Source organism: Rhodococcus sp. 27YEA15 (genome assembly GCF_049739425.1).
Taxonomy (GTDB): Bacteria; Actinomycetota; Actinomycetes; order Mycobacteriales; family Mycobacteriaceae; genus Rhodococcus_F.
Window position 1 is genome coordinate 2244827 of sequence record NZ_JBMHHW010000001.1, and the last position, 22856, is coordinate 2267682.

Sequence of the window (22856 nt, forward strand, 5' to 3'; positions counted from 1 at the left end):
CGGTCCTTTCGATTCGGTGCACCCGGCCTCGCGAGTAATCAGCTCACCGATCGAGCAGGGCTCGGCACTGTTCGATCAGCGCCGCTCGAAGCGGTGTCGCGCGCTCGGCCAATTCCTGTTGCCTGCGGACGTACTCGGCACGCCCACCGGGAGTTTCGATGGCAATGGGGGTGTAGCCGTACGCGCTCAGATCGTAGGGGCTGGCGCGCATGTCGAGTTCGCGGGCGAGGAGGGCGTGCTCGAAGGCGCGCATCACCAGATCCGAATCGACCAGCGGCAGAAGTTTGAAGCTCCACTTGTACAGATCCATTCCGGCGTGCAGGCAGCCGGGTTGTTCGTGGTCGATCTGCGTGTCGCGGGCCAGTGGCAGCGCATTCTTCGGTGCGGCGTCGGGGGTGAAGAACCGGAACGCGTCGTAGTGGGTGCATTTGAGCGGCAGGGATTCCACGACGGCGTCGGTGCCGGCGGACCCGAGCCGTAGCGGCACCGACTGGTGCCGGATCGCGTCCTCGCCGCCGCGGTAGACCATCGCCCACTCGTGCAATCCGAAGCAACCGAGCACCGCAGGCCGCGCAGACGTTCGGTTCAGGAGATCTGCCACGAATTCGACAGTATGCCTGCGACGCTCCAACACCGAGGTGTCGACAGTGGCGCAACCGTGGTCGTCGACGCGGTATCCGGAGTATTCGGCGTACTCCGCTCCCTGGTGCAGAGCGACCCCGTATCCGGGATGCCAGCGCCGAAGCTGCGCAGGCTTGAAGTTGTAGTAGGTGAACAGGAAATCGTGCACGGGATGACTGATACCCGCACTACGACGCGCACGGTGCGGCTCGACGAGCGACTCCACCTTCTCGAGGTGCAGTGCCCGCCGAGCCGTCCACTCGCCGCGAGCGAGTGCGAGCACCGAACGCGTCATCGGTCAGCTGCTCCGTTGACCGGGAACTGCGTCGGTTCCGCGGTGCGTTCCGTCACGGACCGTGCCCACGTACTCCTCGAGGAGGTCTTCGAGGGCGACGATGCCGATGACGACACCGTCGGAATCGGTGACGGCGCCCAGGTGCGAGCTCGCTCGTCGCAAACCGGCCAACGCCTCCGCCAGGGGGGTGCTGAGCGGAATCAACGGCAGCGGGCGGATATCGGAGGTGGGTACGACGGTATCCGGTCCGGCCGCCTCGTCGAGGACCTCGTCGAGGACGTCCTTGAGGTGGACGTAGCCGGCAAGGGTGCCGTCGGTGGCCTGCACCGGGTACCGGGAGTACCCGGTCTCGATGACCGCCCGCTCGATCTCGCCGAGCGTGGTTCCGGACTGTGTCAGGGGGATGGTCCGGACCTTGTCCAGAGTGATCAGCACCTCGACGACGGTGCGATCGGTGGATTCGAGGGCCTGCTTGAGGCGTCGATGCTCCTCGGCGTCGATCAAGCCCTCCGATCGGGATTCACCGATCATCGCCGACAGCTCCACCGCGGAGACGGTGACATCGAGCTCGTCCTTCGGTTCCACGCGCAGGAGTTTGAGTATTCCGTTGGCACAGAGGTTGTAGAACGCGATGATCGGCCGGGCGATCTTGATGAAGGCCAGATGGATCGGCACGAGCAGCATGGCGGTCTTCTCCGGGCCTGCCAGCGCGATGTTCTTCGGGACCATCTCACCGAGCAGGATGTGCAGCACCACCACCAACGACAGCGCGATCGCGAACGAGATCGGATGTAGCAGTCCGTCGGGCAGACCGATCGCTTCCATCGGCACCTCGAGCAGATGTGCGATGGCCGGTTCGGCGACCTTACCGAGCAGGATCGAGCAGATGGTGATGCCCAACTGTGCGGCGGCAAGCATCAGCGACAGATTCTCACCTGCTTTGATGACCGTAGAGGCACGCTTCTTGCCCTGCGCCACCAACGCTTCGAGGCGGTCGCGGCGGGCCGAGATCAGTGCGAACTCGGCGCCGACGAAGAACGCGTTACCGGCCAGCAGAACCACGGTCAGGAGAACTCCGAAGAGGTTATTCATCGCCGGACTCCTTCTCGTCGCGTTCAGCTGCTGATTCGGGTTCGGTCTCCGGCGGTACCGGAGTGATGGTGACGCGGTCGATGCGGCGTCCGTCCATTCGGGTGACGCGGGCTATCCACTTCCCGCGTGAATCGCCGGATGGGTCGACGTCGGGAAGTTCGACTTCGTCACCGTCGACGGGGATACGGCCCAGTTCGGTGAGCACCAGACCGCCGAGGGTGTCGTAGTCGCCGTCAGGGGCGGTGTACCCGGTGGCGGTGTTGACCTCGTCGATACGTAGCAGGCCGGAGCAGGACCAGCCATCGCCGATCCGCTGGACGTCGAGTTCGGGACGGTCGTGTTCGTCACGGACGTCGCCGACGATTTCCTCGATGAGATCTTCCATGGTGACGATGCCGGCAGTTCCGCCGTATTCGTCCACCACCAGGGCAACCTGCATACCGTCGGAGCGGATGCGTTCCATGACTGCATCACCGTCCAGACTCGACGGAACCACCGGCACTCGGCGAGCCAGCCGATCGACACGGGTGGTGAGCCGGCGTTCGGCGGGCACGGTGAAGGCATGTTTGATGTGCACGACGCCGACGGTGTCGTCGAGATCACCGCGCACCACCGGAAATCGGGAGAATCCGGTGCGAGAGGCGGTGACGATGAGGTCGGCGACGGTGTCGGAGAGCTCGAGGGATTCGATTTTCACTCGTGGTGTCATCAATTCCTCGGCGGTGCGGTCACCGAATTGCAGCGACCGATCCACCAGGAGCGCGGTGCCCTTGTCGATGGACCCTCGCTGCGCGGACGTGCGCACCAACGAACCCAACTCCTGTGGTGAGCGTGCCGAACGTAGTTCTTCGGCAGGTTCGATACCCAGGCGGCGCACGATCAAATTGGCAGTTCCGTTGAGCCCGTTGATCGCCCATTTGAAGATCAGCGAGAAACCGGCTTGCAGACCGGCGGTGGCGCGGGCAGTGGGCATGGGCCGCGAGATCGCGAGGTTCTTGGGGACGAGTTCACCGAAGATCATCGAGAACGACGTCGCGAGCACCAGCGCCAGGATCAGCGATGTGGTGGATGCGGCGGATTCACCGAGCCCTACCGCTGTCGCGACGGGGGTGATGAACCGTGCGAGGACGGGCTCGGCGAGGTAACCGGTGATCAGCGTGGTGATCGTGATACCCAGCTGAGCGCCGGACAGCTGGAACGACAACGTCTTGTGAGCGTGTTGGACCTGGCGGGCGCGTAGATCGCCGCCACGGGCGGCCTCGTCGACGGTGCTGCGTTCGAGCGCGGTGAGCGAGAATTCCGCCGCCACGAACAGGGCAGTGCCTGCAGTGAGCGCGATGAAGCCGAGAAGGCTGAGAATGGTGAAGACGACGTCCATGGATCATCGCCGCCTGTACGGGTTGGAGCCGCCGGGTTTGTCTCCCGGCTCGCTAGAGGAGCCCTCCGAACCAGCGGAATCAGATGATTCCTCGGATACGACGACAGATGTTGCGCCGGATGAATGTGTGGGTGCCTCGGGCACCGGGTTCCTTTCGTCGAAGCCGAGAGTCCTCTCGGCTGTAGCGGTTCGGTCGGGCTCCCGAAGGACACCCGACCGATGTTGTTCGTGTGTATTGCAGATTCCGATGATAGCGGCGAGTGCCCGGTCGTACAGACCCGAGCACCCGCAACGTCACGCCGACCGTGGTTCACCAACCGGACGGAAGTGGCCGCCCCTCGGCGAATCCGGCCGCCGACTGCACGCCCAGAACAGCCTTCTCGTGCAGTTCCTCGAGTGAGCGGGCACCTGCATAGGTGCACGTGCTGCGCACTCCGGAACAGATTTGGTCGATCAGGTCTTCCACGCCGGGACGCTCCGGATCCAACCGCATGCGGGAACTGGAGATTCCTTCCTCGAACAGGCCCTTGCGGGCGCGGTCGAACGCGGTCTCTGTGGCGGTGCGGGCGGCGACGGCACGTTTGGAGGCCATCCCGAAACTTTCCTTGTACGCATTGCCGGCCTGATCGACTTTCAGGTCGCCGGGGGACTCGTACGTGCCGGCGAACCAGGAGCCGATCATGACGTTCGACGCACCCGCTGCCAAGGCGAGGGCGACGTCGCGGGGGTGACGAACGCCACCGTCGGCCCACACGTGTTTACCGAGTTCCCGCGCCGCGGCGGCGCATTCGGCCACCGCGGAGAACTGGGGGCGACCGACGCCGGTCATCATGCGCGTCGTACACATCGCACCCGGGCCGACGCCCACCTTGACGATGTCGGCGCCTGCGGCAATCAGGTCGCGGGTGCCCTGGGCGGAGACGACGTTCCCCGCGACCAGCGGAACACCGAGATCGAGTGCCTTCAATGTGGTGAGAGCGTCGATCATGCGCTGTTGGTGGCCGTGAGCGGTGTCGACGACGATGACGTCCGCTCCGGCGTCGACGAGAGCTTTCGCCTTGGCTCCTACGTCACCGTTGACGCCGACTGCCGCCGCGACCCGCAGAGCGCCGTGGGCGTCGACGGCGGGAGTGTAGATACCGGCGCGCACCGCACCGGTCCGAGTGAGCACACCGGCCAGCGTTCGGTCCGCCTCGACGACGACGGCGAGCGAGTCGTGGGCGGCGTCGAGAAGCTCGAACACCTCGCGCGCAGTGGCGGTGACCGGGGCGCAGACGAAGTCCGTGACCGCGACGCTGCGCAGACGGGTGAATCGGTCGACGTCGGCGCAGGCGGCTTCGGTGACGATACCGAGAGGCTTACCGTTCTCGATGACCACGACGGCGCCGTGGGCTCGTTTGGGGAGCAGCGCCAGTGCGTCGGAGACGGAATCGTCGGGACCGAGGGTCACCGGGGTGTCGGCCACCAGGTGCCGGCTCTTGACGAAGGCGACGGTATCGGCCACCGCTTCGGTGGGAACGTCCTGGGGGATGATCACCAGTCCGCCGCGTCGGGCGACGGTTTCCGCCATCCGGCGACCCGCAACGGCGGTCATGTTGGCGACGACGACGGGGATCGTGGTTCCCGAACCGTCCGACGAGGTGAGGTTCACGTCGAATCGCGATGTCACCTCGGTCCGGTTGGGGACGAGGAACACGTCGTCGTAGGTCAGGTCGTATGGGGGGCGTTGCCCGTCGAGGAACTGCACGTTTCACGAGGGTACCGGCGACGGGCCGGTTACGCCTGCGGTATCGCGAGCCTGGGAGCGGGACAGGCCGACGGCGGCGGCGATCATGACGATCACCGAGACCGTGACGAGGGCCAGAGCAGCGCCGTCGACGCGCAGACGTTCGCCGAGCACCGTCATGCCGAGGAAGATCGCGGCGATGGGTTCGCCGATGGTCAGGGCGGGTAGCGACGCGGACAGCGGACCCACCTGGAAGGCGCGTTGTTGCAGGTAGACGCCGAGGATGCCGGAAGCGATCAGAGCCCACGTCTGCCAAGCGGTGAGCACACCGCCGAGCCCGTGCCCGAACAGATCCGTCACGTACTTGGTGAAGGCGACGGCGACACCGTAGAAGATTCCGGCTGCCGAGCCGAGAAGAAGTGCCCGCCAATTGCTGTCGAGTTTCGACAGGCCCGCGAGGGTGGCGACGGTAGCCACTGCGACGGTGAGGGCGAGCGGTAGCGTCCACGTCGACCACGGCGCGTTCTCGTTACCTTCGGTGGGATCGCCGACCACCAGGAACACCGCCAACGCCGCCGCGAGCAGGATCGCCAGCGACCACGCCGAGCGGGTGATCCTGATACCGGAGAACTTCGCCGACAACGGCAACGCGAACAGCAGCGATGCGACGATCAACGGTTGCACCACCAGGACCGACCCCATCGCCAGGGCGAGGGCCTGCATGACGTATCCGCCGCCGTCGCCCACCAGTCCGGCCCACCAGCGCGGAGTGCGGATCAGCGTGGAGATGAGCGCGCCGTCTTCCGGCACCGCCGACGCCGCGCTCTGCTGCGCCACCGACGCGCACGCGAACAACAGCGCCGCGGCGAGGGCGCAGAGAATCGAGATCAATGGAAGAGCGCCCATGACGGTCAGTGTGCGCGTTTGCCGCCTTGATGTCCGCCGCCACGCCGACCGGCACCGGTACGAGGCGTCAGACCCTTGGATGCGAGTCGCTCCGAACGCGTGGGCACCGGGGTGCCGTCGGCGCGGATCTTCTTCACCGATTTCGGATCGGTGACACGGCGAGACGCGACGGCCCGTGTGTCACCGGTCTTTTTCATCCGCCCCCCGACGGCTGTCCGACCGGCGGTGTCGTGTTCCTGACGGCCCCGCTTGGCGGTGTGCGTCACGGCGACGGTGGTGTCCGGGGCGGCGACCGGGATACCGGTGGGCTCCTGGGCGCCGGTGATGCGGGTCAGTTCGAGATCGTCGGGGCGTACCCGAACGCCGTGTGCCGTGATGCCTGCCGCTTTGGTCAGCTTCTCCACGACTGCCCGCTCGTCGTCGGTGACGATGGTGACGACGACGCCCGCCGCACCGGCCCGTGCGGTACGGCCGGCCCGGTGCAGGTAGTCCTTGGCTTCGGCCGGCGGATCGACGTGCACGACCAGGGTGATGCCGTCGACGTGGATACCCCGCGCCGCGACGTCGGTGGCCACCAACACCGGTGTGGTGCCGTCCGCGAAGGACTCGAGGGTCTTGGTGCGCTGGTTCTGTGTCTTGTCGCCGTGCAGGGCACCGGCGGACACTCCGATCAGATGCAGTTGCTGCGCCAACCGGTCGACGCCGTGCTTGGTTTTGACGAACATGATGGTGCGGCCGGCGCGGGAGGCGATGTGCGCTGTCACCGACCGCTTGTCGGCGGCGTCCACGTACAGCAGGTGGTGCTCCATCGCCATCACCGACGCGATCGGGGGAGCGGTGGCGTGGGAGGCCGGGTTACGCAGGTACCCGGAGACCAGATCGTCGACCTTGCCGTCCAGCGTGGCCGAATAAAGAAGGCGCTGACCGTCTTTCGGTGTGGCATCGAGGATTTTCGCGACCTCGTCGATGAAACCGAGATCGGCCATGTGATCGGCTTCGTCGATGGTGGTGATCACGACGTCGTCGAGCAGTACCGAACCCTGCTCGATCAGATCGATCAACCGGCCGGGCGTTGCCACCAGCAGATCGACCCCACGGGCGAGGATGTCGGCCTGGCGCTTGATCGGAATACCGCCGACCGCGCTGGCGACCCGCAGCCCCACCTCGATCGCCGCGTCGTCGAGAGCCTTGTGGATCTGTACCGCAAGCTCACGCGTCGGTGCGAGCACGATCCCACGCGGACGGTTACGTTTGCCGGCGCCGCCCTTGAGTCGCACCAGCATCGGCAGCCCGAATGCCAGCGTTTTTCCCGACCCGGTCGCCCCGCGTCCGAGCACGTCGCGGCCTGCGAGGACGTCGGGGATGGTCGCCACCTGAATCGGGAACGGTGCGTCGATTCCGCTCCGGCGCAACGCGTGCACCATCACGGCGGGGATTCCGAGGTCGATGAACGAAGGCCCTTCGGTTGCAGCGGGCGAGTCCAACGTCGGTTTCGGCATACGTCCAGGTTACCGCCTGCGAACCGGGCTGCAGAACACGACGTGTCGCCGCAATGCGGCCGTTGATGCCAACCGTGGGAAGATTCGGGTCATCGCCGATCGGTGGCCTCGGGGGACCTGCCGCCGGGCGCCACCAGATCCGATCTGCCCGAGTCGATGCGACCGGGCCACCATACGCGGGGGCCGACGATGGTGAACAGGGCCGGAACGACGAGTGTGCGGACGACGAAGGTGTCGAGCAGGATTCCCAGACCGACAATGATTCCCAACTGCGTCAACGTGATCAACGGCAGAACTCCGAGCACGCAGAACACAGCAGCCAAGACGATGCCCGCACTGGTGATGACCCCACCGGTTGCCCCCACCGCGCGCACGATCGCCGCGCGAGTGCCGTGACGCGGCGTTTCCTCCCTCGCTCGGACGACGAGGAAAATGGTGTAGTCCACACCGATCGCGACCAGGAACAAAAACGAATACAACGGGACGTTGTCGGCGAGTGCGGGAAAACCGAACAGGTGCGCACTGACCCAGCTGCCGATACCGAGAGCGGCGAGTGAACTCAGTACGGTCGTCGCCACCAGCAGCAGCGGGGCGACCACCGCGCGCAGAAGGACGACCAGGACGGCGAGTACGACCGTGAGGATGGCGGCCGCGATCACCACGCGATCTCGGGCGGCGGCATCTCTGGTGTCCAATGCCTGAGCATCGCTGCCTCCCACCTGTGCCAGCGCGTCAGGAACGGCGGCGAAGGCGCCGCGAAGGCTCTGCACCACGGCGAACGACTCGGCCGAGGCAGGTGCGGTGTCGGTGACGACGGACCACCGGGTCCACCCCGTGTTCGAGTCGGCGACTCTGGCGAACGATTCGACGCCGCCCTCGGCGGCCTGCACGGACTCGACGGCCGATGCGAACTCGGTGTGCGCGACCACGATCATCGGATCAGCCAACCCCGACGGGAAATGCTCGGCCAACGTCTCGAAACCCTCGACGGACTCGGCGCGAACGCGGAACTGTTCGGTCTGTGAGAGACCGATCTCGGTGCCGAACAGCGCCATGGCGCCCGCGATCAAGGCGACGATCGTGATCGAGGCCGTGCGTCGCGGGTTGCGCGCGACGGCCGCGGCGACGGCGAACCAGGGCCCCGCAGTGGCCGTGTCCTTGTCGTCAGGACCGGGAACGAACGGCCAGAACAATCTCGGCCCGCACACCGCCAGGAGCGGCGGCAACACCACAAGTACGAAGACCGCGGCGACGACCAACCCCGCAGCAGACAAGGCCCCAAGGCTTCGAGTGCTGGGCAGGATCGCCAACAGCAACGTCAGCAACGCCAGTACCACCGTGACGTTGCTCGCGACGATGGCGGGGCCCGCATGACGGACAGCTCGCGCCAGGGCCGCTCGATGGTCCGGTTCGTTGCGAAGTTCCTCGCGGTATCGGGAGATCAGCAGCAAGGCGTAGTTGGCTCCGGCGCCGAAGACCAGCACACTGGTGATGCCTGATGTGGATCCGTCGAACGAGAGTCCGGTGACGTCGGCAAGTGCGGTCCCCACCGAGGTTGCCACGCGATCGCCCATCCCTATTACGAACAACGGCACCAGCCACAGCACGGGGGAGCGGTAGGTCAGCACGAGCAGCACGGCGACCACGATCGCGGTGATCGCGAGGAGCAGGACATTGGCGCCGGCAAACGAATTGGCGATGTCGGCACCGAAAGCCGGTCCGCCCGTGACCGCGACTCGCAGTCCGTCCGGAAGTCCGTCGCCCGCCGCCGAACGGAGTGTGCCGACGAGATCATCGAGTGCCAGTCCCGACAGTGATGCATCGATCTGAACGGGCCCGAGTACCGCCTTTCCATCGGGTGCGGGGATCATCGGCGCAGTGCTCGGTGTGTCTGCGACGTCGTGCACTCGGTCCACCGTCTGCTGTGCTGCCTCCAGATCGGCCGGCGTCAGCGCAGCGCTGTCGATCCTGCTGACGACAACGAGTACCGGCGCGGTGTCGGCCCCGGGAAATTCGGTGAGGAGTTCGCTCACCCGCGCGGACTCGGCGTCGGGCGGGACCGACGACGGTGCGTTTCCGGCTGAGTCGTTCTTCCCGACGCCGATCGTGAACGCCACCGACAGGACCAGCACGACAAGTGCGAGCGCCCAGGAGCGACGGTCGGTGACAACGCGCGCAAAGCTGCTCCACGAGACGACCGGGCGGCGGGTACTGTCCATCTGCAAACAATTTCATCAACTGAATCATTAAGCAACTGAGAGATAATGCGGTGACGAGTCACGCAACCGTGACGGCACCCGATGGAAGGACAACTGTGCCGATTCGCAACGAATGGGAATCGAAGATCTCGTCCGATGTTCGCGCGCTCTCCGCTGTCTCGGAGGAGATCGGACGCGCATTCGGATCTCGGCACAAACTGCGGCCCAACGACTTTCGGGCACTGATCCTCATCATGGTCGCCGATGTCGAAGGCAGCCCGCTCACGGCGGGAGAACTGGGAACTCGACTCGGGCTCTCCTCGGCGGCCATGACCTACCTCGTCGAGCGCATGATCGAGTCCGGACATATTCGCCGGGAAAAGGACACTCACGATCGTCGTAAAGTCATACTTCGCTACGCCGAGCACGGCATGGATGTGGCCCGAAACTTCTTCGGCCCACTGGGCATTCGTACCAACGCGGCCCTCGCGGATCTACCCGACGCCGACCTCGCCGCCGCGCACCGCGTATTCACGGTCCTCGTCGAGGCAATGCGTGCGCACGTCGAGGAACTCCGATCACAACCGTGACCGTGCCGACCTCCGGTTCGGTGACACGCCCCGCAGACGTGCGGGGCGGTACACCACGTTCGGTGTACCGCCCCGCACGATCATGCTGCGAAAGCGCTCAGGCCTCGATCTCGCTGCGGTCACCGCTCCACAGCGTGTGGAACTTGCCCGGCTTGTCGATGCGCTCGTAGGTGTGCGCACCGAAGAAGTCGCGCTGGCCCTGCGTCAACGCGGCAGGCAGACGCTCCGCCCGCAGACCGTCGTAGTACGAGAGCGACGACGCGAACGCCGGAACCGGAATGCCGAGCAGCGTCGCGGTGGCAACCACCCGGCGCCAGCTGTCGATGCCTGCCTCGATCGCCTCCCGGAAGTACGGAGCCAAGATCAGACTCTCGAGCTGCGGGTTCTCGTCGAACGCATCTTTGATGCGGTTGAGGAACTGCGCCCGGATGATGCAACCGCCGCGCCAGATGGTCGCCAGGTCGGCACGCTTGACGTCCCACCCGTACTCGGCGCTACCAGCGGTGATCTGGTCGAAGCCCTGCGCGTACGCCACGATCTTCGACGCGTACAGCGCTGCCTGGATGTCCTTGGCGAACTGCTCGGCATCGGCCGGCTTCTCACCGAGGTTGCCCGACGCGAGCCCCTGTGCCTGCGCGGCTTGACGCTGCGTCCGTGAACCCGACAGGGCGCGCGCGAACACGGCCTCACCGATGCCGGTGACCGGCACACCCAGATCCAGAGCGGACTTAACCGTCCAGCGGCCGGTGCCCTTCTGCTCGGCGGCGTCGACGATGACGTCGACCAGCGGCTTGCCCGTCTCGGCATCCACCTGTCGGAGCACCTCGGCGGTGATCTCGATCAGGTACGACTCGAGCGTGCCCTTGTTCCATTCGGTGAAGACGTCCGCTACCTGACCGGCGTCGTACCCCAGCGCGTCACGGAACAGGTTGTAGGCCTCGCCGATGAGCTGCATGTCGGCGTACTCGATGCCGTTGTGCACCATCTTCACGAAGTGGCCGCTGCCGTCCGGGCCGATGTGCGTGCAGCACGGTGTGCCGTCGACGTGAGCGGAGATGGACTCGAGCAGGGGGCCGAGAGCCTCGTAGGACTCCTTCGGGCCGCCCGGCATGATCGAGGGACCGTTGAGGGCGCCTTCTTCGCCACCGGAGATACCGGCGCCGACGAAGTGCAGCCCGCGAGCGCGGACCGCGGCTTCACGGCGAATCGTGTCGGTGTACAGCGAGTTGCCGCCGTCGATGATGATGTCGCCGGGCTCCATCGCGTCGGCGAGCTCTTCGATGACGGCATCCGTCGGATCGCCTGCCTTGACCATGATCAGGACGCGGCGCGGCTTCTGCAGCGCGGCCACGAATTCCTCGACGGTCTCGGTGCGCACGAAATCGCCCTCGGAACCATGCTCGGAGATCAGGGCATCGGTCTTGGCGATGCTGCGGTTGTGCAGGGCAACGGTGTGACCGTGGCGGGCGAAATTGCGGGCAATATTCGAACCCATCACGGCCAGACCGGTGACGCCGATCTGAGCTCGGGGTGATTCGGTGCTAGAGGTTGACATACTTACAGCTTTCCCTTTCGGTCCGCGGCTGTGAAATCCTGCCGTGGCAGAGCAGCGAATGCTGCCACCACGACGTGAACATCAGACCGTGCGTACAAAACACGGATGCAGATCACTTTAATTGCAGTGACCTGCATCCGTCTCGACACAGCTTCCGGCCAGGCCGGAACATGTTCGGTGTTCAGTTGTAAAAGCCCAGCTCAGCGCCGATATTATCGCTGATCGCGCTTCGGGCCGTCGAAGCCGTCGTAGCTACGACGATCGGTGCGGCTACGGAAGCCGCCTCCGGTCGATGCACTGCTGTTCTCGCGGCCACCTTGGTAGCCGCCGGAGGTCCGGTTGCCCTGGTAGCCGGCGGACGGGCGGCTGTCGCGGTCGCCGTAGGAGCGGTTGTTTTCGCGGTTGCCCTGGTACCCACCCGACGAACGGCTCTCGGAACTACGGTTGCCTTGGTAGCCGCCGCGGCTTTCGCTGCTGTCGCGGTTGCCCTGGTAACCACTGCCCGAGGACCGGTTGCCCTGGTAGCCGGTGGCGGGACGGCTGTCGCGGTCACCGTACGAACGGTTCTCGGAGTTGCGTCCACCCTGGTAGCCGCCGCGGCTTTCGCTGCTGTCACGGTTACCCTGGTAGCCGCCGGAGGTTCGGTTGCCCTGGTACCCGCTACCCGAGCTGCGTCCACCTTGGTAGCCGCCGCGGCTTTCGCTGCTGTCGCGGTTGCCCTGGTAACCACTGCCCGAGGACCGGTTGCCCTGGTAGCCGCCGGACGACCGGGTGCCCTGGTAGCCACCTTCGCGGTTGCCCTGATATCCGCGCGATCCGCCGCCGCCGAAGGAACGCTCACCACGAGAAGAGCTCTCGCGCAAAGGTTCTCCCGTGGGCTTCTTCGCGCCGGTGATGCGAGCGAGTTCGGCCGAACCCGGGGTGACGGGAACGGCGGCGGCGTTGACGCCGGCCATGGCGGTCAGACGCTTGAACGGACGCTTCTGGTTGGGGAGCACGATGGCGACGACGGTGCCCTTCTCGCCGGCGCGCGCGGTACGACCGGCCCGGTGCAGGTAGTCCTTGTGATCGGCCGGGGGATCGACGTGAACGACCAGATCGATGCCGTTGACGTGGATACCGCGAGCAGCGACGTCCGTTGCGACGAGGACCGGGGTCCGGCCGTTCTTGAACCGCTCCAGCACGCGGGTGCGCTGGTTCTGTGCCTTGCCGCCGTGCAGCGACTCGGCCGCGATGCCGACTGCACGCAGGCGATCGGTGATGCCTTCGCAACCGAGCTTGGTGCGGGCGAACATGATGGTGCGACCGTCGCGAGCACCGATCTCGGCGAGGACGGCGTCCTTCTGCCCTCGATCGACGAGGAGAACGTAGTGCTCCATGGTGTCGACGCTCGCGCGGCCGTCTTCGGTGGAGTGGGTGACGTGGTTGGCCAGGAACTGGCGAACCAGCGACTGGACCTCACGGTCGAGGGTCGCCGAGAACAGCAGGCGCTGTCCGTCGGCCGGGGTCTCGCCGAGGATCGAGCGAACTTCGGGCAGGAAGCCCATGTCGGCCATCTGATCGGCCTCGTCGAGAGCGGTGATCTCCACCGAATCGAGGATGCAGGTGCCCTGACGCAGGTGGTCGCCGAGGCGGCCCGGGGTGGCGACGAGGACGTCGACGCCGCGACGAAGCTGATCGACCTGCTTGGTGAACGGCGTGCCGCCGACGGCGGGGCGGACGGTCAGCCCGAGCGCACCGGCGTACGAGTTCAGGGAATCGACCACCTGGAATGCGAGTTCACGGGTGGGAACGAGAACGAGAGCGCGGGGGCGCTTCGCAGCCGGCCGATCCTCGTGGCGTGAAAGGCGAGTCAGCATCGGCAGTCCGAAGGCGAGGGTCTTGCCCGAACCGGTCTGGGCACGGCCGAGGACGTTCACGCCTGCCAGCGCGTCCGGGATGGACTGCGCCTGAATCGGCGAGGGGCTGGTGATGGAGTTGCGCGCGAGTGCGGCGACGAGCTGCTCGGGCAGACCGATCTCGGCGAAGGTGATGCCGGGCTCCGCTGCCACTGCTGCCTGCTCGGCACCAGGAGTGTCGATGACGACGGCGTCGTCGGAAATGTTCTGGGAAGACGGGGTGTGGACAGCGGGAATTTGAACAGCGGGAATTTGAACAGCGTTGGTCACGCTTGAAACCTCTCCGGACTACGGGCACGTCGCGGCGCGGAAGAAGCCATGCTGATTTACACGACACAGTTCGCAAAGGGACGAGCCAGGGCACATGTCACCTGGCAATCCGAACGCATTTTGCGGGGAATTGGGCTGTGTGCCGTTAAATGTTGACTGACCACGATGGTGGCCGAGTACTACTGTACGCCACGGACCAGGCTCGAGTCAGATCGAGTGCACTGTGACGTCCACTACTACACCGAGTTTTCGTGGTCAAGGGCTAACTCGCGTGAAAGAGCAGGCGAAGCTCGGTCAGCCACGGCACCGCCACGGCCAGCGTCGGCACCACCAGGATCGCGATGGCACTCAAATACGCAATCGCGGAGATACGGGGGTCGGGATCGCCGGCGGAGAGTCGCTGAACCCGGATCAACGTGGACGGCCCACCGGCAGCCATGGCGCCGCGCGGAGCGGTCGATCCGGCGCAGGCGACCAGAGCGCGAGCCAGGGGAGCGGGGCCGGTGACACGGACAGCGGAATCGTCGGCGAGCAGTTCGACGAGCAGCTGTACCGATCCGAGCGCCGACTTGCTACGAACAAAACGGGGAAAGGCGTGGTTGACGGCGGTGAAGGCTTCGAGGACCAGATCGTGGCGGGCGCGCAGATGCGAGCGTTCGTGGGTGAGGATCGCCTTGATCTCGGTCTGCTCGAGATTTTGCAGCGTCCCCTGGCTGAGTACGACGCGTTGGCGAAGCCCGGGCAGGCAGTAGGCGATCGGCTCGTCGACGTCGAGAACACGCAAATCCGAGGTCCGCTCGAACGACGCGGGCATCGCACAGTGGTCGAGGAGATCGACGAGTACCCGATGCCGCGATCGGCGCCGTCGGGTGCGCACGGCGACCTGGACGACGGAAAATATCAGCTTGGCCCCGATGAGCAAGGTGAGCGCGAAGATGACGACGTACAAGGTCCACAGTGGCAGGCCCAGTGCATCGATTTCCGCAGTAGGGGCGGTGGTCGGGCGGCCGTCGGGCCCGGGCACCAGTAGCTGACTGGCAATGGCCAATCCGGAACTGAAAGCGGACAGCACCGCAGCCAGGGCGATCGCCTGCCACAGGACGAGAGCGGCCCGAGGCGCGCGATACGGCCAGGTGGCTCGACTGAGGAGTGCCGGGATCGGGCCGGCGAGCAGCAAAGCCAGCAGGCCGAAAACCAGCGCGGTGGTGGCGTTCATGACCTACCCATCATGCACGACGAACTCTGCGCAACCTAGAAAACTCGGGCTATCCGTCCCTTTTCGCGGACTCACGCATTTCCAGTGCTGCCAATGCCTCGCGAAGGGCGTCGGCTTCGTCGGCGTTGACCTGCCCCACGAAATGCACGAGCGCTGCCGCGCGGCCACCGGACTCCGGTGCCTGAGCCAAGGCGTCGACCATCAAGCTGGCGACCAGTTCCTCGCGCTTGTTCACCGGGAGGTACCGGTGCGCACGGTCGTCGCGCTGTTGGATGACCAGATGTTTCTTCGCGAGTCGCTGTAGGACCGTCATGACGGTCGTGTACGCCAGCTCACGATGAGTCGCGAGAGCTTCGTGCACCTGTCGAACGGTTTGGGGTTCCGTGGTGGACCACAAATGATCCATGACTGCACGTTCGAGTTCACCTAGACCTGCCATCCCACGATTCTACGGACTTCCACGACGAAATACGTACTACTGGTGGTAGTAAGCATCCGCGAGTGGGTGTGGTATTAGCCATAGTCGTCACCCGGCCGGTTACCGTAGTGACAGGACCGAACACGCCGTCGGCCGTTTCAGGAGAAAGTAGCCGGACCGCAGATGACGATCGACAGTCCACCGGACACTGTGAAGTCGACCTCGCGAACTCGCACGTACCTTCGAAATGTCGTCGACATCGTCCGCTTCGGAGTTCGCGATGCACCGTTGACCGCGGTGTTGCTGGTGACGATCTGGATCCTCGGAGCCGTGACCGCAAGCCTGGTCCACGGACCGTCACGGTCGTTGGCTCATTCGATTTCCGCGGGAATGGGATCGCTACAGCACGGGAAGATCTGGACTCCGCTGACCGCGATCCTCTGGTCGGGCAATCTGCTCGGATACATCGGCGCCACAGTGTTGTTGGTTGCCGTGGCAGCTCCGTTGGAACGGCGGATGGGCTCGGCCAAACTCGCGCTCGCCGGCGCCACCACTCAGATACTCGGTGTGATTCTCGCTCTGGGTTGGGCGACGATAGCGAAGGGTTTCGATGCGAGTTGGGGGTTCCGACTGCATGTCGGCGGTGCCATCGGAGCGAGCGCAGCGATCGTCGGTGCGGCCATGGTCGCGAGCGCGAACATGCAGACCCTGTGGCGGCGTCGAATTCGGGTCGGGACACTCGCCCTCACGATTACCCTGGCTCTGTTCAGCGGACAGATTCAGGACCTGATTCGGATGTTCGCGGCAGTGGTGGGTTTGGTCATCGGCCAGTGGATCGTCGGTCGATCGGCTCGCGGTGATCGTATTGCCGGAACACAGCGCGAAGGCCGGGTTCTGGTGGCCATCGTGGTCGCCGCAAGTGCGATAGGCCCGATGATCGCCGCATTGTCGCCACAAGCAGTCGGACCCCTGGCCGTACTTCGTGACTTGTTCCGGGGTGTGCCGTGGACGGTCGCCGAAGTCAGAGAATTGTGTGCTGAATCCGCCGCCGACCCGGACTGCCGCCGCGGTTTGCTCTCACTCAGGCTCTCCGGAGTGGGACCGACGTTGCTCTCGTTGATGCCGTCGATCTTCGTGGTGGTTCTCGGTGACGGTCTACGCCGTGGTCGTCGGTTTGCCTGGATCGCCACAGTCGTCGCACAGGTCGTCCTGCTGGTCCTGTCGATCGGCAACTTCGTCATCCGGTTCATCGACGCCACCGACAGCGACAGCCTGTTCTACGGGCTCAGTGATCCCAACGTGTATCGGACGCTGGTGCCTTTTCTGACGCCGCTGTTCGTGCTGATCATGCTGATCTGCACGCGCCGGTACTTCGACGTGGCGGCACCGGCGAAGACGTATCGCCGGTTGGCCGCGGTGATGGTCGCGACGTCGGCGGTGTTGGCGCTCGTCTACGTGGGTGGCGGGATGCTGGCCCGGCACGGGTTCGATCGAGAACCCACCGTGGGTATGCTCCTGGCGGACTTCCCTCAGCGGCTCGTCCCGCCGGTGTATCTGCAGTTGATCGATCCGAGACTGCTTCCGGTCGACATCGAGGCGACACTGCTGTTCGAGTGGACAGGAGTCGTGTTCTGGCTCGTCGCGGCGATCCTCCTGTTCGTGACCTTCCTCAAACCCGTCAAGGCGGTCGATCCGCAGGCCGGTGAACGTGCCCGGTCGATGTTGTTGCGGGGAACCGGAAGCCCCCTGTCCTGGATGTCGACATGGAAGGGGAACACGTACTGGTTCAGTGCGGACGGATCGAGCTACGTCGCATACCGCGTTCTCGTCGGCGTCGCGTTGACGACCGGCGATCCGGTAGGGCCACCAGACCGAATGCGGTCGACCATCCGAGAGTTCGCCGAGTTCTCGTCGGCGAACGGCTGGATACCGTGCTTCTACTCCGTCACCGACGACGTTCGCGCGATCACCGATTCGATGGGTTGGAGTGGATTGCAGGTGGCCGAGGAGACTGTCCTCGACCTCGGCCGGATCGCATTCACCGGTAAACGCTTCCAAGATGTACGGACTGCACTCAACCGCGCGAAGAAGTCCGGCATCACCGCCGAATGGATCTCCTACCCGTACGCCCCCCTTGCGATCAAAGACCAGATAGTCGCGATCTCCGAGGAGTGGGTCGCGGACAAGGGCATGCCGGAAATGGGCTTCACACTCGGCGGTCTCGACGAGATCGACGACGACCGAGTACGGTGCCTGATCGCCGTCGACGAAGACCGGACGGTCCACGGCATCACGTCGTGGCTGCCGGTGTACCGCGACGGGCAGGTGGTCGGCTGGACGCTCGACTTCATGCGCCGCCGCTCGGAAGGGTTCCGGCCGGCCATGGAATTCCTCATCGCCTCCGCAGCCCTGACCCTGGAAGCGGAGGGAGCGGAGTTCCTCAGCCTCTCCGGCGCCCCGCTGGCGAAGATCACCACCGACGACGGACCCAATCCCAACGAGGCCGAAGCGTCGACGTTGTCCGCGGTGATGGACACCGTCCTCGACTTACTCGGCCGGACCCTCGAACCCGTGTACGGATTCCGATCCCTGCTGGCGTTCAAGTCGAAGTTCCAGCCGCGCTACGTACCCATGCACATGACCTTCGCGGATCCGGCCGCGCTGCCGAGTATCGGCAACGCGGTCGGCCGCGCGTACCTGCCGACCGTGTCGATCGGTCAGGGATTCAAACTGGTGCGAACCATCATCGGCCGCTGAGGGGCTGAGCGGTTGTCACTGCGGAACAGCGGGCCCGCCAACTGCGCCGAACACGTGCCGAGTACCGATGGGCACGATCAGAGGCCGGTCCGAGACCGGGTCGTCGATCACTGCGGCTTCCAGACCGAACACCTCGAGCAGCAGTTCGGCCGAGATGATGTCCTTGGGAATCCCGGCGGCGACGACGGCGCCGTCACGCATCACGATCAAGTGATCGCTGTAGCGCACCGCGAGGTTGAGATCGTGCAGGACCATCACCACGGTCCGGCCCATTTCCTCGTGCAGTTGGTCGACGAGATCGAGTACCTCCATCGAATGTGCGAGGTCCAGGTAGGTGGTCGGCTCGTCGAGCAGCAGAATATCGGTGCCCTGCGCCAACGCCATGGAAATCCACGCACGCTGGCGCTGGCCACCGGAGAGTTGATCAACCGGCCGATCGGCGAGGTCGGAGACGCCGGTCAGCTCCAACGCCTCGGCGACTTCACCTTCGTCGTCCGCGGACCACTGACGAATCCACGATTGGTGCGGATGGCGACCACGCGAGACCAGATCGGCGACGGTCAGTCCTTCCGGCGCCACCGGCGTCTGCGGAAGCATGCCGAGGATCCTGGCCACGTCTTTGGTTTTCATCGAGCTGATCGACTTGCCGTCGAGAACGACCGATCCGCCTTTGGGCTTGAGTAGTCGGCCCAACGCTCGCAACAGCGTGGACTTACCGCAACCGTTGGGGCCGATGACCGTTGTGATCACTCCGGTAGGGATTTCGAGGTCGAGTCCGTCGACGATGATGCGGTCGCCGTAGCCGAGTGTCAGATTCCGGGCAACCAGCCGGGTCGACGCGTCATGGGCATTGGTGGTGGTCATGCTGTGACCTTCCGATTGTTACGGACCAAGAGGTAGAGCAGGAACGGTCCACCCAGAGCGGACGTCACGATTCCGACGGGCAGCTCCACCGGGAGGATTGTTCGCGCGATCACGTCGCTGCCGACGACCAGTACGGCGCCGGTCAGCGCCGAGGCGATGATCGGGGGACCGGCCGAGCGCACCAGCCGCATCGCGACCTGCGGCGCTGCGAGGGCGACGAACCCCACCGGGCCGGCTGCGGCGGTCGCGATGGCCGCGAGCGCAACCGACGAGAGCAACAGTTTGGCTTGCGTCGATTGCAGGCGCACACCCAGGGACGTCGCATTGTCCTCACCGAGACGCAGCGCCCCCATGTTGAAGGACGACATCACCGCGTACCCACCGATGACGACGACGGCCACTGCCACCGGCCACACCTGGTTCCAGCCGGCCCCGTTGAGGGAGCCGTTCAACCACACCTGCGCGCGGGAGGCGTCGTTGATGTCTGCCGAGATCAGCAGCCACCCCGTTGCGGCCACCAGCATGGCGTTGACGCCGATACCGATCAGGATCAGTCGGAAACCTTCTACACCTTTTCGCCACGCGAGCGTGTAGATCAACACTGCCGTGATCAACCCACCGCACAGCGCCGCCAACGGAATGCCCAGTGTGGCAAGCAATCCCACGAATGATCCGCCGCCGCCGAGGACGATGAGGGCAACCGCTGCAGCGCTGGAGCCCGCCGTGATTCCCAGGATGTCCGGGCTGGCGAGCGAGTTGCGGGCGATGGTCTGCGTGATCGCACCGGCCATGCCCAGCGACATCCCGATCAGCAGAGCAGTCAACGAACGGGGCAGACGCAGGTCGAAGACGATCAGATTTTGGGTCTTCGTACCGTTGCCCAACAGCACGGACACGACGTCGGGGATGGAGATCGGGTAGTCACCACGGCCGATGTTGACGCAGAGCAACACGAACACCGCCACGGCCAACGTCACGCCGACCGTGACGGCGAGGGGGCGATACACCAGCGAGAACTTGCCCACTCGGATCGCTTGCCGAGAGGGGACTGTGCGGACCGGTGCCCGGGATTCGCCCACATCGGGTTCGCCGAGTTCGGATTTGTCGATGTTGATCGTCACAGACTTGCCAACTTCCTGCGGCGGACGAGTGCGATGAAGAACGGTGCGCCGAAGATGGCGAGAATGATGCCCACCTGAAGTTCACCCGGTCGAACGACGACCCGGCCGATGATGTCGGCGGTGATCAACATGACGGCACCGAGCATCCCCGCGTACGGCACCAACCATCGGTAGTCCGGGCCGGTGATCGCTCGGGCGACGTGGGGGACCACCAGGCCGATGAAGGCGATAGGGCCACACGCTGCGGTGGCTGCGCCGGTCAACAACGTGATGGCGACGATGCCGAGGGTACGACTGAAGAAGATATTGGTTCCGAGCGCCTTGGCCACGTCGTCACCGAGGCTCAGCACGTTCAACCCAGGGGTGCTGGCGAGCGCGATCACCAATCCGAGGAGCAGGAACGGCAGAACCTGCCACAACACGTCGAACCCGCGTCCGGACACCGATCCGACCACCCAGAACCGGTAGGCGTCGAGGCTGGTCTGATCGAGGATGATGACCGCGTTGGTCATGGCGCCGAGGAAGAACGCGACGGCGGCCCCGGCCAACGCCAGGCTGAGCGGACTGGAACCACCGTTACCTATCGAGGAGATTCCGAACACCACGACACTCGCCACGAAGGAGCCGGCGAAGGCGAACCACAGGTACTGACTGGGAGCCGTGAATCCGAACAGGTAGATCGCCATGACGACGAAGAACGCTGCGCCGGCGTTCAGTCCGAGCAGGCCGGCGTCGGCGAGCGGGTTTCGGGTATGTCCTTGGATCAGTGCGCCTGCGACACCCAATGCGATACCGACGGCGAGACCGATGATGGTGCGCGGTGCGCGCAGAGTGCGGACGATGATGTCGGTTTGCGATCCCTCGGAGCTGAAGAGTGCGTGGAAGATCTCCGCGAAGGTCAGTGGTCTGGCGCCGACTGCGATACTGGCGAGCATTACCAGCGCCAACAGGATCGTCAGTACCGCGAGACCGACCAGGCGACGCCGGCGCGTCGCACCGACGCTGTTGTCGCGCTCGAGTTCTTCGAACCCCTCGTCCTTGGCGGTGCTCTCGCGCACCACCTCGATTCCCGATCGATCGAGAGGTCTGCGCAATGCCCGTCGGACGCCTACGGGTTGTCCGGTCTCGGCGTCGCGGGTGACCAGCCCTACCCAGCCCTTGCCCGAGGTTCGGCCCGTCGCGCCCTCACGAAATCCGAAATTCCAGATGAGAAGCCCGGCAGCGATCGCAACGGCCGTGGCACCGAATACCGCCCTGTCGGCTTCGCCGCCGCCGTTGTCGTCCTGCAGAGACTGCACGATGTACCAACCGATCACCAGCGGAAGAGCGATGACCAAGGTGTCGAGAAGCGCTGCCAGGATCCTCAGCCGGGCCGGAGCAGGCCCTCGGGGCACGATCTTCCGGCCGTACGTCTCGCTCGGTCCTCGGGGGCGGCCGCTCCCGAGTGGTTTCGTCATGGTCACTGTCGGTTCTTTTCTCCTGATCCGGATGCGCAGAGAATTCAGTACTTAGGTTACGGAACCCTAGGTGCTCACGCGATCTGTGGGGCTGGCATCCGACCGAAGTGCACGTTTTGTGCTGTGCGTCACAGCGTTTTACCCTTGAGTTCTGGTTAGGCTAACCTACGTTAGGATGTACAAACTACCTTCGGCCGATTGGAGTGCACGGTGACCGTCACCCTGACCACCCAGCATGCGGAGATGCGCGCATTCGACGACAGCTCGAATGCACTGAGCAGCACCAATGTTCGACTTCGCGCACTCAACCCCGATTACCCGCGCGTCTACGCCGTGGCGACGATGGCCAACGAGGGTAAACGCCGCTGGTGGCAGTTGGAGGCGGGCCTGCAAGGCGAGCGAGTTCAACTCATGTTCGTCCGATCCCTGCAGGATCTCGACAGCGCGGAAGCGGCGGCGGTCCAGGTGGCCACGTCGTTGATTCACGCAGTGGTCGGCCGGGTGACCGCGTCGCTGGTGCTCGAAGGCTCGGCGTGGGACGCCGGACTCGAGAACCTGTGGATTCACATGGACAGTGACGGCGGCATCGACTGGGCAGGTGTTGTCGACGAAACCCTGCGCGTCGCACCGAGTGGCCGCGAGTTCGGTGGCCCCGGCGTCGTGGACATGCCCTGCGAAGAGGCACTGCTCGTATGGACGGCGCATCGATGCCTGACATCGTTGCGGGCTATCTACGAAGGCGTCTCGCGCTGCGGGCCGCTGGACGCACAACGATTCTGGGGCCTGGTCGGCGAAGCTGTTCTCGGAGCGACCGCGTATGTACCGATCCTCGCCGGAGGTGGCGAATCGGCAGCGCAGCGGCGTGGGCAGGGCCTGTTGGATGCGTTCGCCTCGGCTGGTCTGCCGGTCCGACTCCGTCGTCGAGTCGTCACTCGGCCGCGCTGGAATCAGATCGACGAAGGTATTGCTAAATTAGGTCAGCCTTGCCTATAATT

Annotated in this window: 17 protein-coding genes; 3 read left to right on the top strand and 14 right to left on the bottom strand. The window is 65.1% G+C overall.

Annotated elements, in window-relative coordinates:
* Positions 1 to 43: 43 nt before the first annotated feature.
* The 7 genes from ABH922_RS10310 to ABH922_RS10340 form a co-directional block, all read right to left on the bottom strand.
* A complete protein-coding gene (locus ABH922_RS10310) occupies positions 44 to 916 on the bottom strand; it encodes a 3-methyladenine DNA glycosylase (RefSeq protein WP_424806833.1) in 873 nt (290 codons plus the stop codon).
* A gap of 3 nt (positions 917 to 919) precedes the next feature.
* Positions 920 to 2008: a hemolysin family protein gene (locus tag ABH922_RS10315; protein WP_424806834.1), complete on the bottom strand. Its 1089-nt coding sequence runs from the start codon at positions 2006 to 2008 to the stop codon at positions 920 to 922.
* Positions 2001 to 3386, bottom strand: a complete 1386-nt coding sequence (locus tag ABH922_RS10320; protein ID WP_424806835.1) for a hemolysin family protein — start codon at positions 3384 to 3386, stop codon at positions 2001 to 2003. The genes ABH922_RS10315 and ABH922_RS10320 overlap by 8 nt, the downstream gene beginning before the upstream one ends.
* Positions 3387 to 3696: 310 nt before the next feature.
* Positions 3697 to 5133: a GuaB1 family IMP dehydrogenase-related protein gene (locus ABH922_RS10325; protein ID WP_424806836.1), complete on the bottom strand. Its 1437-nt coding sequence runs from the start codon at positions 5131 to 5133 to the stop codon at positions 3697 to 3699.
* 3 nt (positions 5134 to 5136) lie between these two features.
* Positions 5137 to 6018: a DMT family transporter gene (locus ABH922_RS10330; protein WP_424806837.1), complete on the bottom strand. Its 882-nt coding sequence runs from the start codon at positions 6016 to 6018 to the stop codon at positions 5137 to 5139.
* Positions 6019 to 6023: 5 nt separating this feature from the next.
* Positions 6024 to 7517: a DEAD/DEAH box helicase gene (locus tag ABH922_RS10335; RefSeq protein ID WP_424806838.1), complete on the bottom strand. Its 1494-nt coding sequence runs from the start codon at positions 7515 to 7517 to the stop codon at positions 6024 to 6026.
* 89 nt (positions 7518 to 7606) lie between these two features.
* Positions 7607 to 9736: an MMPL family transporter gene (locus ABH922_RS10340; RefSeq protein WP_424806839.1), complete on the bottom strand. Its 2130-nt coding sequence runs from the start codon at positions 9734 to 9736 to the stop codon at positions 7607 to 7609.
* A 95-nt stretch (positions 9737 to 9831) separates the two neighbouring features.
* Between ABH922_RS10340 and ABH922_RS10345 the strand changes: the two genes are divergently transcribed.
* Positions 9832 to 10305, top strand: coding sequence for a MarR family winged helix-turn-helix transcriptional regulator (locus ABH922_RS10345; protein WP_424806840.1), 474 nt, complete (start codon positions 9832 to 9834; stop codon positions 10303 to 10305).
* Positions 10306 to 10402: 97 nt separating this feature from the next.
* On the opposite strand, the gene gndA is transcribed toward ABH922_RS10345, so the two are convergent.
* The 4 genes from gndA to ABH922_RS10365 form a co-directional block, all read right to left on the bottom strand.
* A complete protein-coding gene (gndA, locus tag ABH922_RS10350; protein ID WP_424806841.1) occupies positions 10403 to 11860 on the bottom strand; it encodes an NADP-dependent phosphogluconate dehydrogenase in 1458 nt (485 codons plus the stop codon).
* 212 nt (positions 11861 to 12072) lie between these two features.
* Positions 12073 to 13941, bottom strand: coding sequence for a DEAD/DEAH box helicase (locus ABH922_RS10355; RefSeq protein WP_424809621.1), 1869 nt, complete (start codon positions 13939 to 13941; stop codon positions 12073 to 12075).
* Positions 13942 to 14290: 349 nt separating this feature from the next.
* Complete coding sequence (locus ABH922_RS10360) at positions 14291 to 15244, bottom strand: M56 family metallopeptidase (RefSeq protein ID WP_424806842.1); 954 nt, start codon at positions 15242 to 15244, stop codon at positions 14291 to 14293.
* Positions 15245 to 15293: 49 nt separating this feature from the next.
* Entirely contained in the window at positions 15294 to 15683 is a 390-nt protein-coding gene (locus tag ABH922_RS10365; protein WP_424806843.1) for a BlaI/MecI/CopY family transcriptional regulator, read from the bottom strand.
* Positions 15684 to 15845: 162 nt separating this feature from the next.
* Here ABH922_RS10365 and ABH922_RS10370 point away from each other — a divergent pair, with 162 nt between their 5' ends.
* On the top strand, positions 15846 to 18419 hold the full coding sequence (locus ABH922_RS10370; protein WP_424806844.1) for a bifunctional lysylphosphatidylglycerol flippase/synthetase MprF: 2574 nt from the start codon (positions 15846 to 15848) through the stop codon (positions 18417 to 18419).
* A gap of 15 nt (positions 18420 to 18434) precedes the next feature.
* On the opposite strand, the gene ABH922_RS10375 is transcribed toward ABH922_RS10370, so the two are convergent.
* Genes ABH922_RS10375 through ABH922_RS10385 form a run of 3 tightly spaced genes read right to left on the bottom strand, consistent with a single transcriptional unit; the run spans position 18435 to position 21861 of the window.
* Positions 18435 to 19283 (bottom strand): ABC transporter ATP-binding protein, encoded by an 849-nt coding sequence (locus tag ABH922_RS10375; RefSeq protein ID WP_424806845.1) that lies wholly within the window; start codon positions 19281 to 19283, stop codon positions 18435 to 18437.
* Positions 19280 to 20362, bottom strand: a complete 1083-nt coding sequence (locus ABH922_RS10380; RefSeq protein WP_424809622.1) for a FecCD family ABC transporter permease — start codon at positions 20360 to 20362, stop codon at positions 19280 to 19282. The genes ABH922_RS10375 and ABH922_RS10380 overlap by 4 nt, the downstream gene beginning before the upstream one ends.
* A 38-nt stretch (positions 20363 to 20400) precedes the next feature.
* Entirely contained in the window at positions 20401 to 21861 is a 1461-nt protein-coding gene (locus ABH922_RS10385; protein WP_424809623.1) for an iron chelate uptake ABC transporter family permease subunit, read from the bottom strand.
* 210 nt (positions 21862 to 22071) lie between these two features.
* Here ABH922_RS10385 and ABH922_RS10390 point away from each other — a divergent pair, with 210 nt between their 5' ends.
* Positions 22072 to 22854, top strand: coding sequence for a hypothetical protein (locus tag ABH922_RS10390; RefSeq protein WP_424806846.1), 783 nt, complete (start codon positions 22072 to 22074; stop codon positions 22852 to 22854).
* The last annotated feature ends 2 nt before the right edge of the window (positions 22855 to 22856 follow it).

Excerpts from the sequence above, each read along its gene's own strand:
- ABH922_RS10360 (WP_424806842.1), bottom strand. The coding sequence starts at position 15,244 with ATGAACGCCACCACCGCGCTGGTTTTCGGCCTGCTGGCTTTGCTGCTC.
- gndA (WP_424806841.1), bottom strand. The coding sequence starts at position 11,860 with ATGTCAACCTCTAGCACCGAATCACCCCGAGCTCAGATCGGCGTCACC.
- ABH922_RS10335 (WP_424806838.1), bottom strand. The coding sequence starts at position 7,517 with ATGCCGAAACCGACGTTGGACTCGCCCGCTGCAACCGAAGGGCCTTCG.
- ABH922_RS10340 (WP_424806839.1), bottom strand. The coding sequence starts at position 9,736 with ATGGACAGTACCCGCCGCCCGGTCGTCTCGTGGAGCAGCTTTGCGCGC.
- ABH922_RS10385 (WP_424809623.1), bottom strand. The coding sequence starts at position 21,861 with ATGACGAAACCACTCGGGAGCGGCCGCCCCCGAGGACCGAGCGAGACG.
- ABH922_RS10330 (WP_424806837.1), bottom strand. The coding sequence starts at position 6,018 with ATGGGCGCTCTTCCATTGATCTCGATTCTCTGCGCCCTCGCCGCGGCG.
- ABH922_RS10370 (WP_424806844.1), top strand. The coding sequence starts at position 15,846 with ATGACGATCGACAGTCCACCGGACACTGTGAAGTCGACCTCGCGAACT.
- ABH922_RS10310 (WP_424806833.1), bottom strand. The coding sequence starts at position 916 with ATGACGCGTTCGGTGCTCGCACTCGCTCGCGGCGAGTGGACGGCTCGG.
- ABH922_RS10320 (WP_424806835.1), bottom strand. The coding sequence starts at position 3,386 with ATGGACGTCGTCTTCACCATTCTCAGCCTTCTCGGCTTCATCGCGCTC.
- ABH922_RS10365 (WP_424806843.1), bottom strand. The coding sequence starts at position 15,683 with ATGGCAGGTCTAGGTGAACTCGAACGTGCAGTCATGGATCATTTGTGG.
- ABH922_RS10375 (WP_424806845.1), bottom strand. The coding sequence starts at position 19,283 with ATGACCACCACCAATGCCCATGACGCGTCGACCCGGCTGGTTGCCCGG.
- ABH922_RS10315 (WP_424806834.1), bottom strand. The coding sequence starts at position 2,008 with ATGAATAACCTCTTCGGAGTTCTCCTGACCGTGGTTCTGCTGGCCGGT.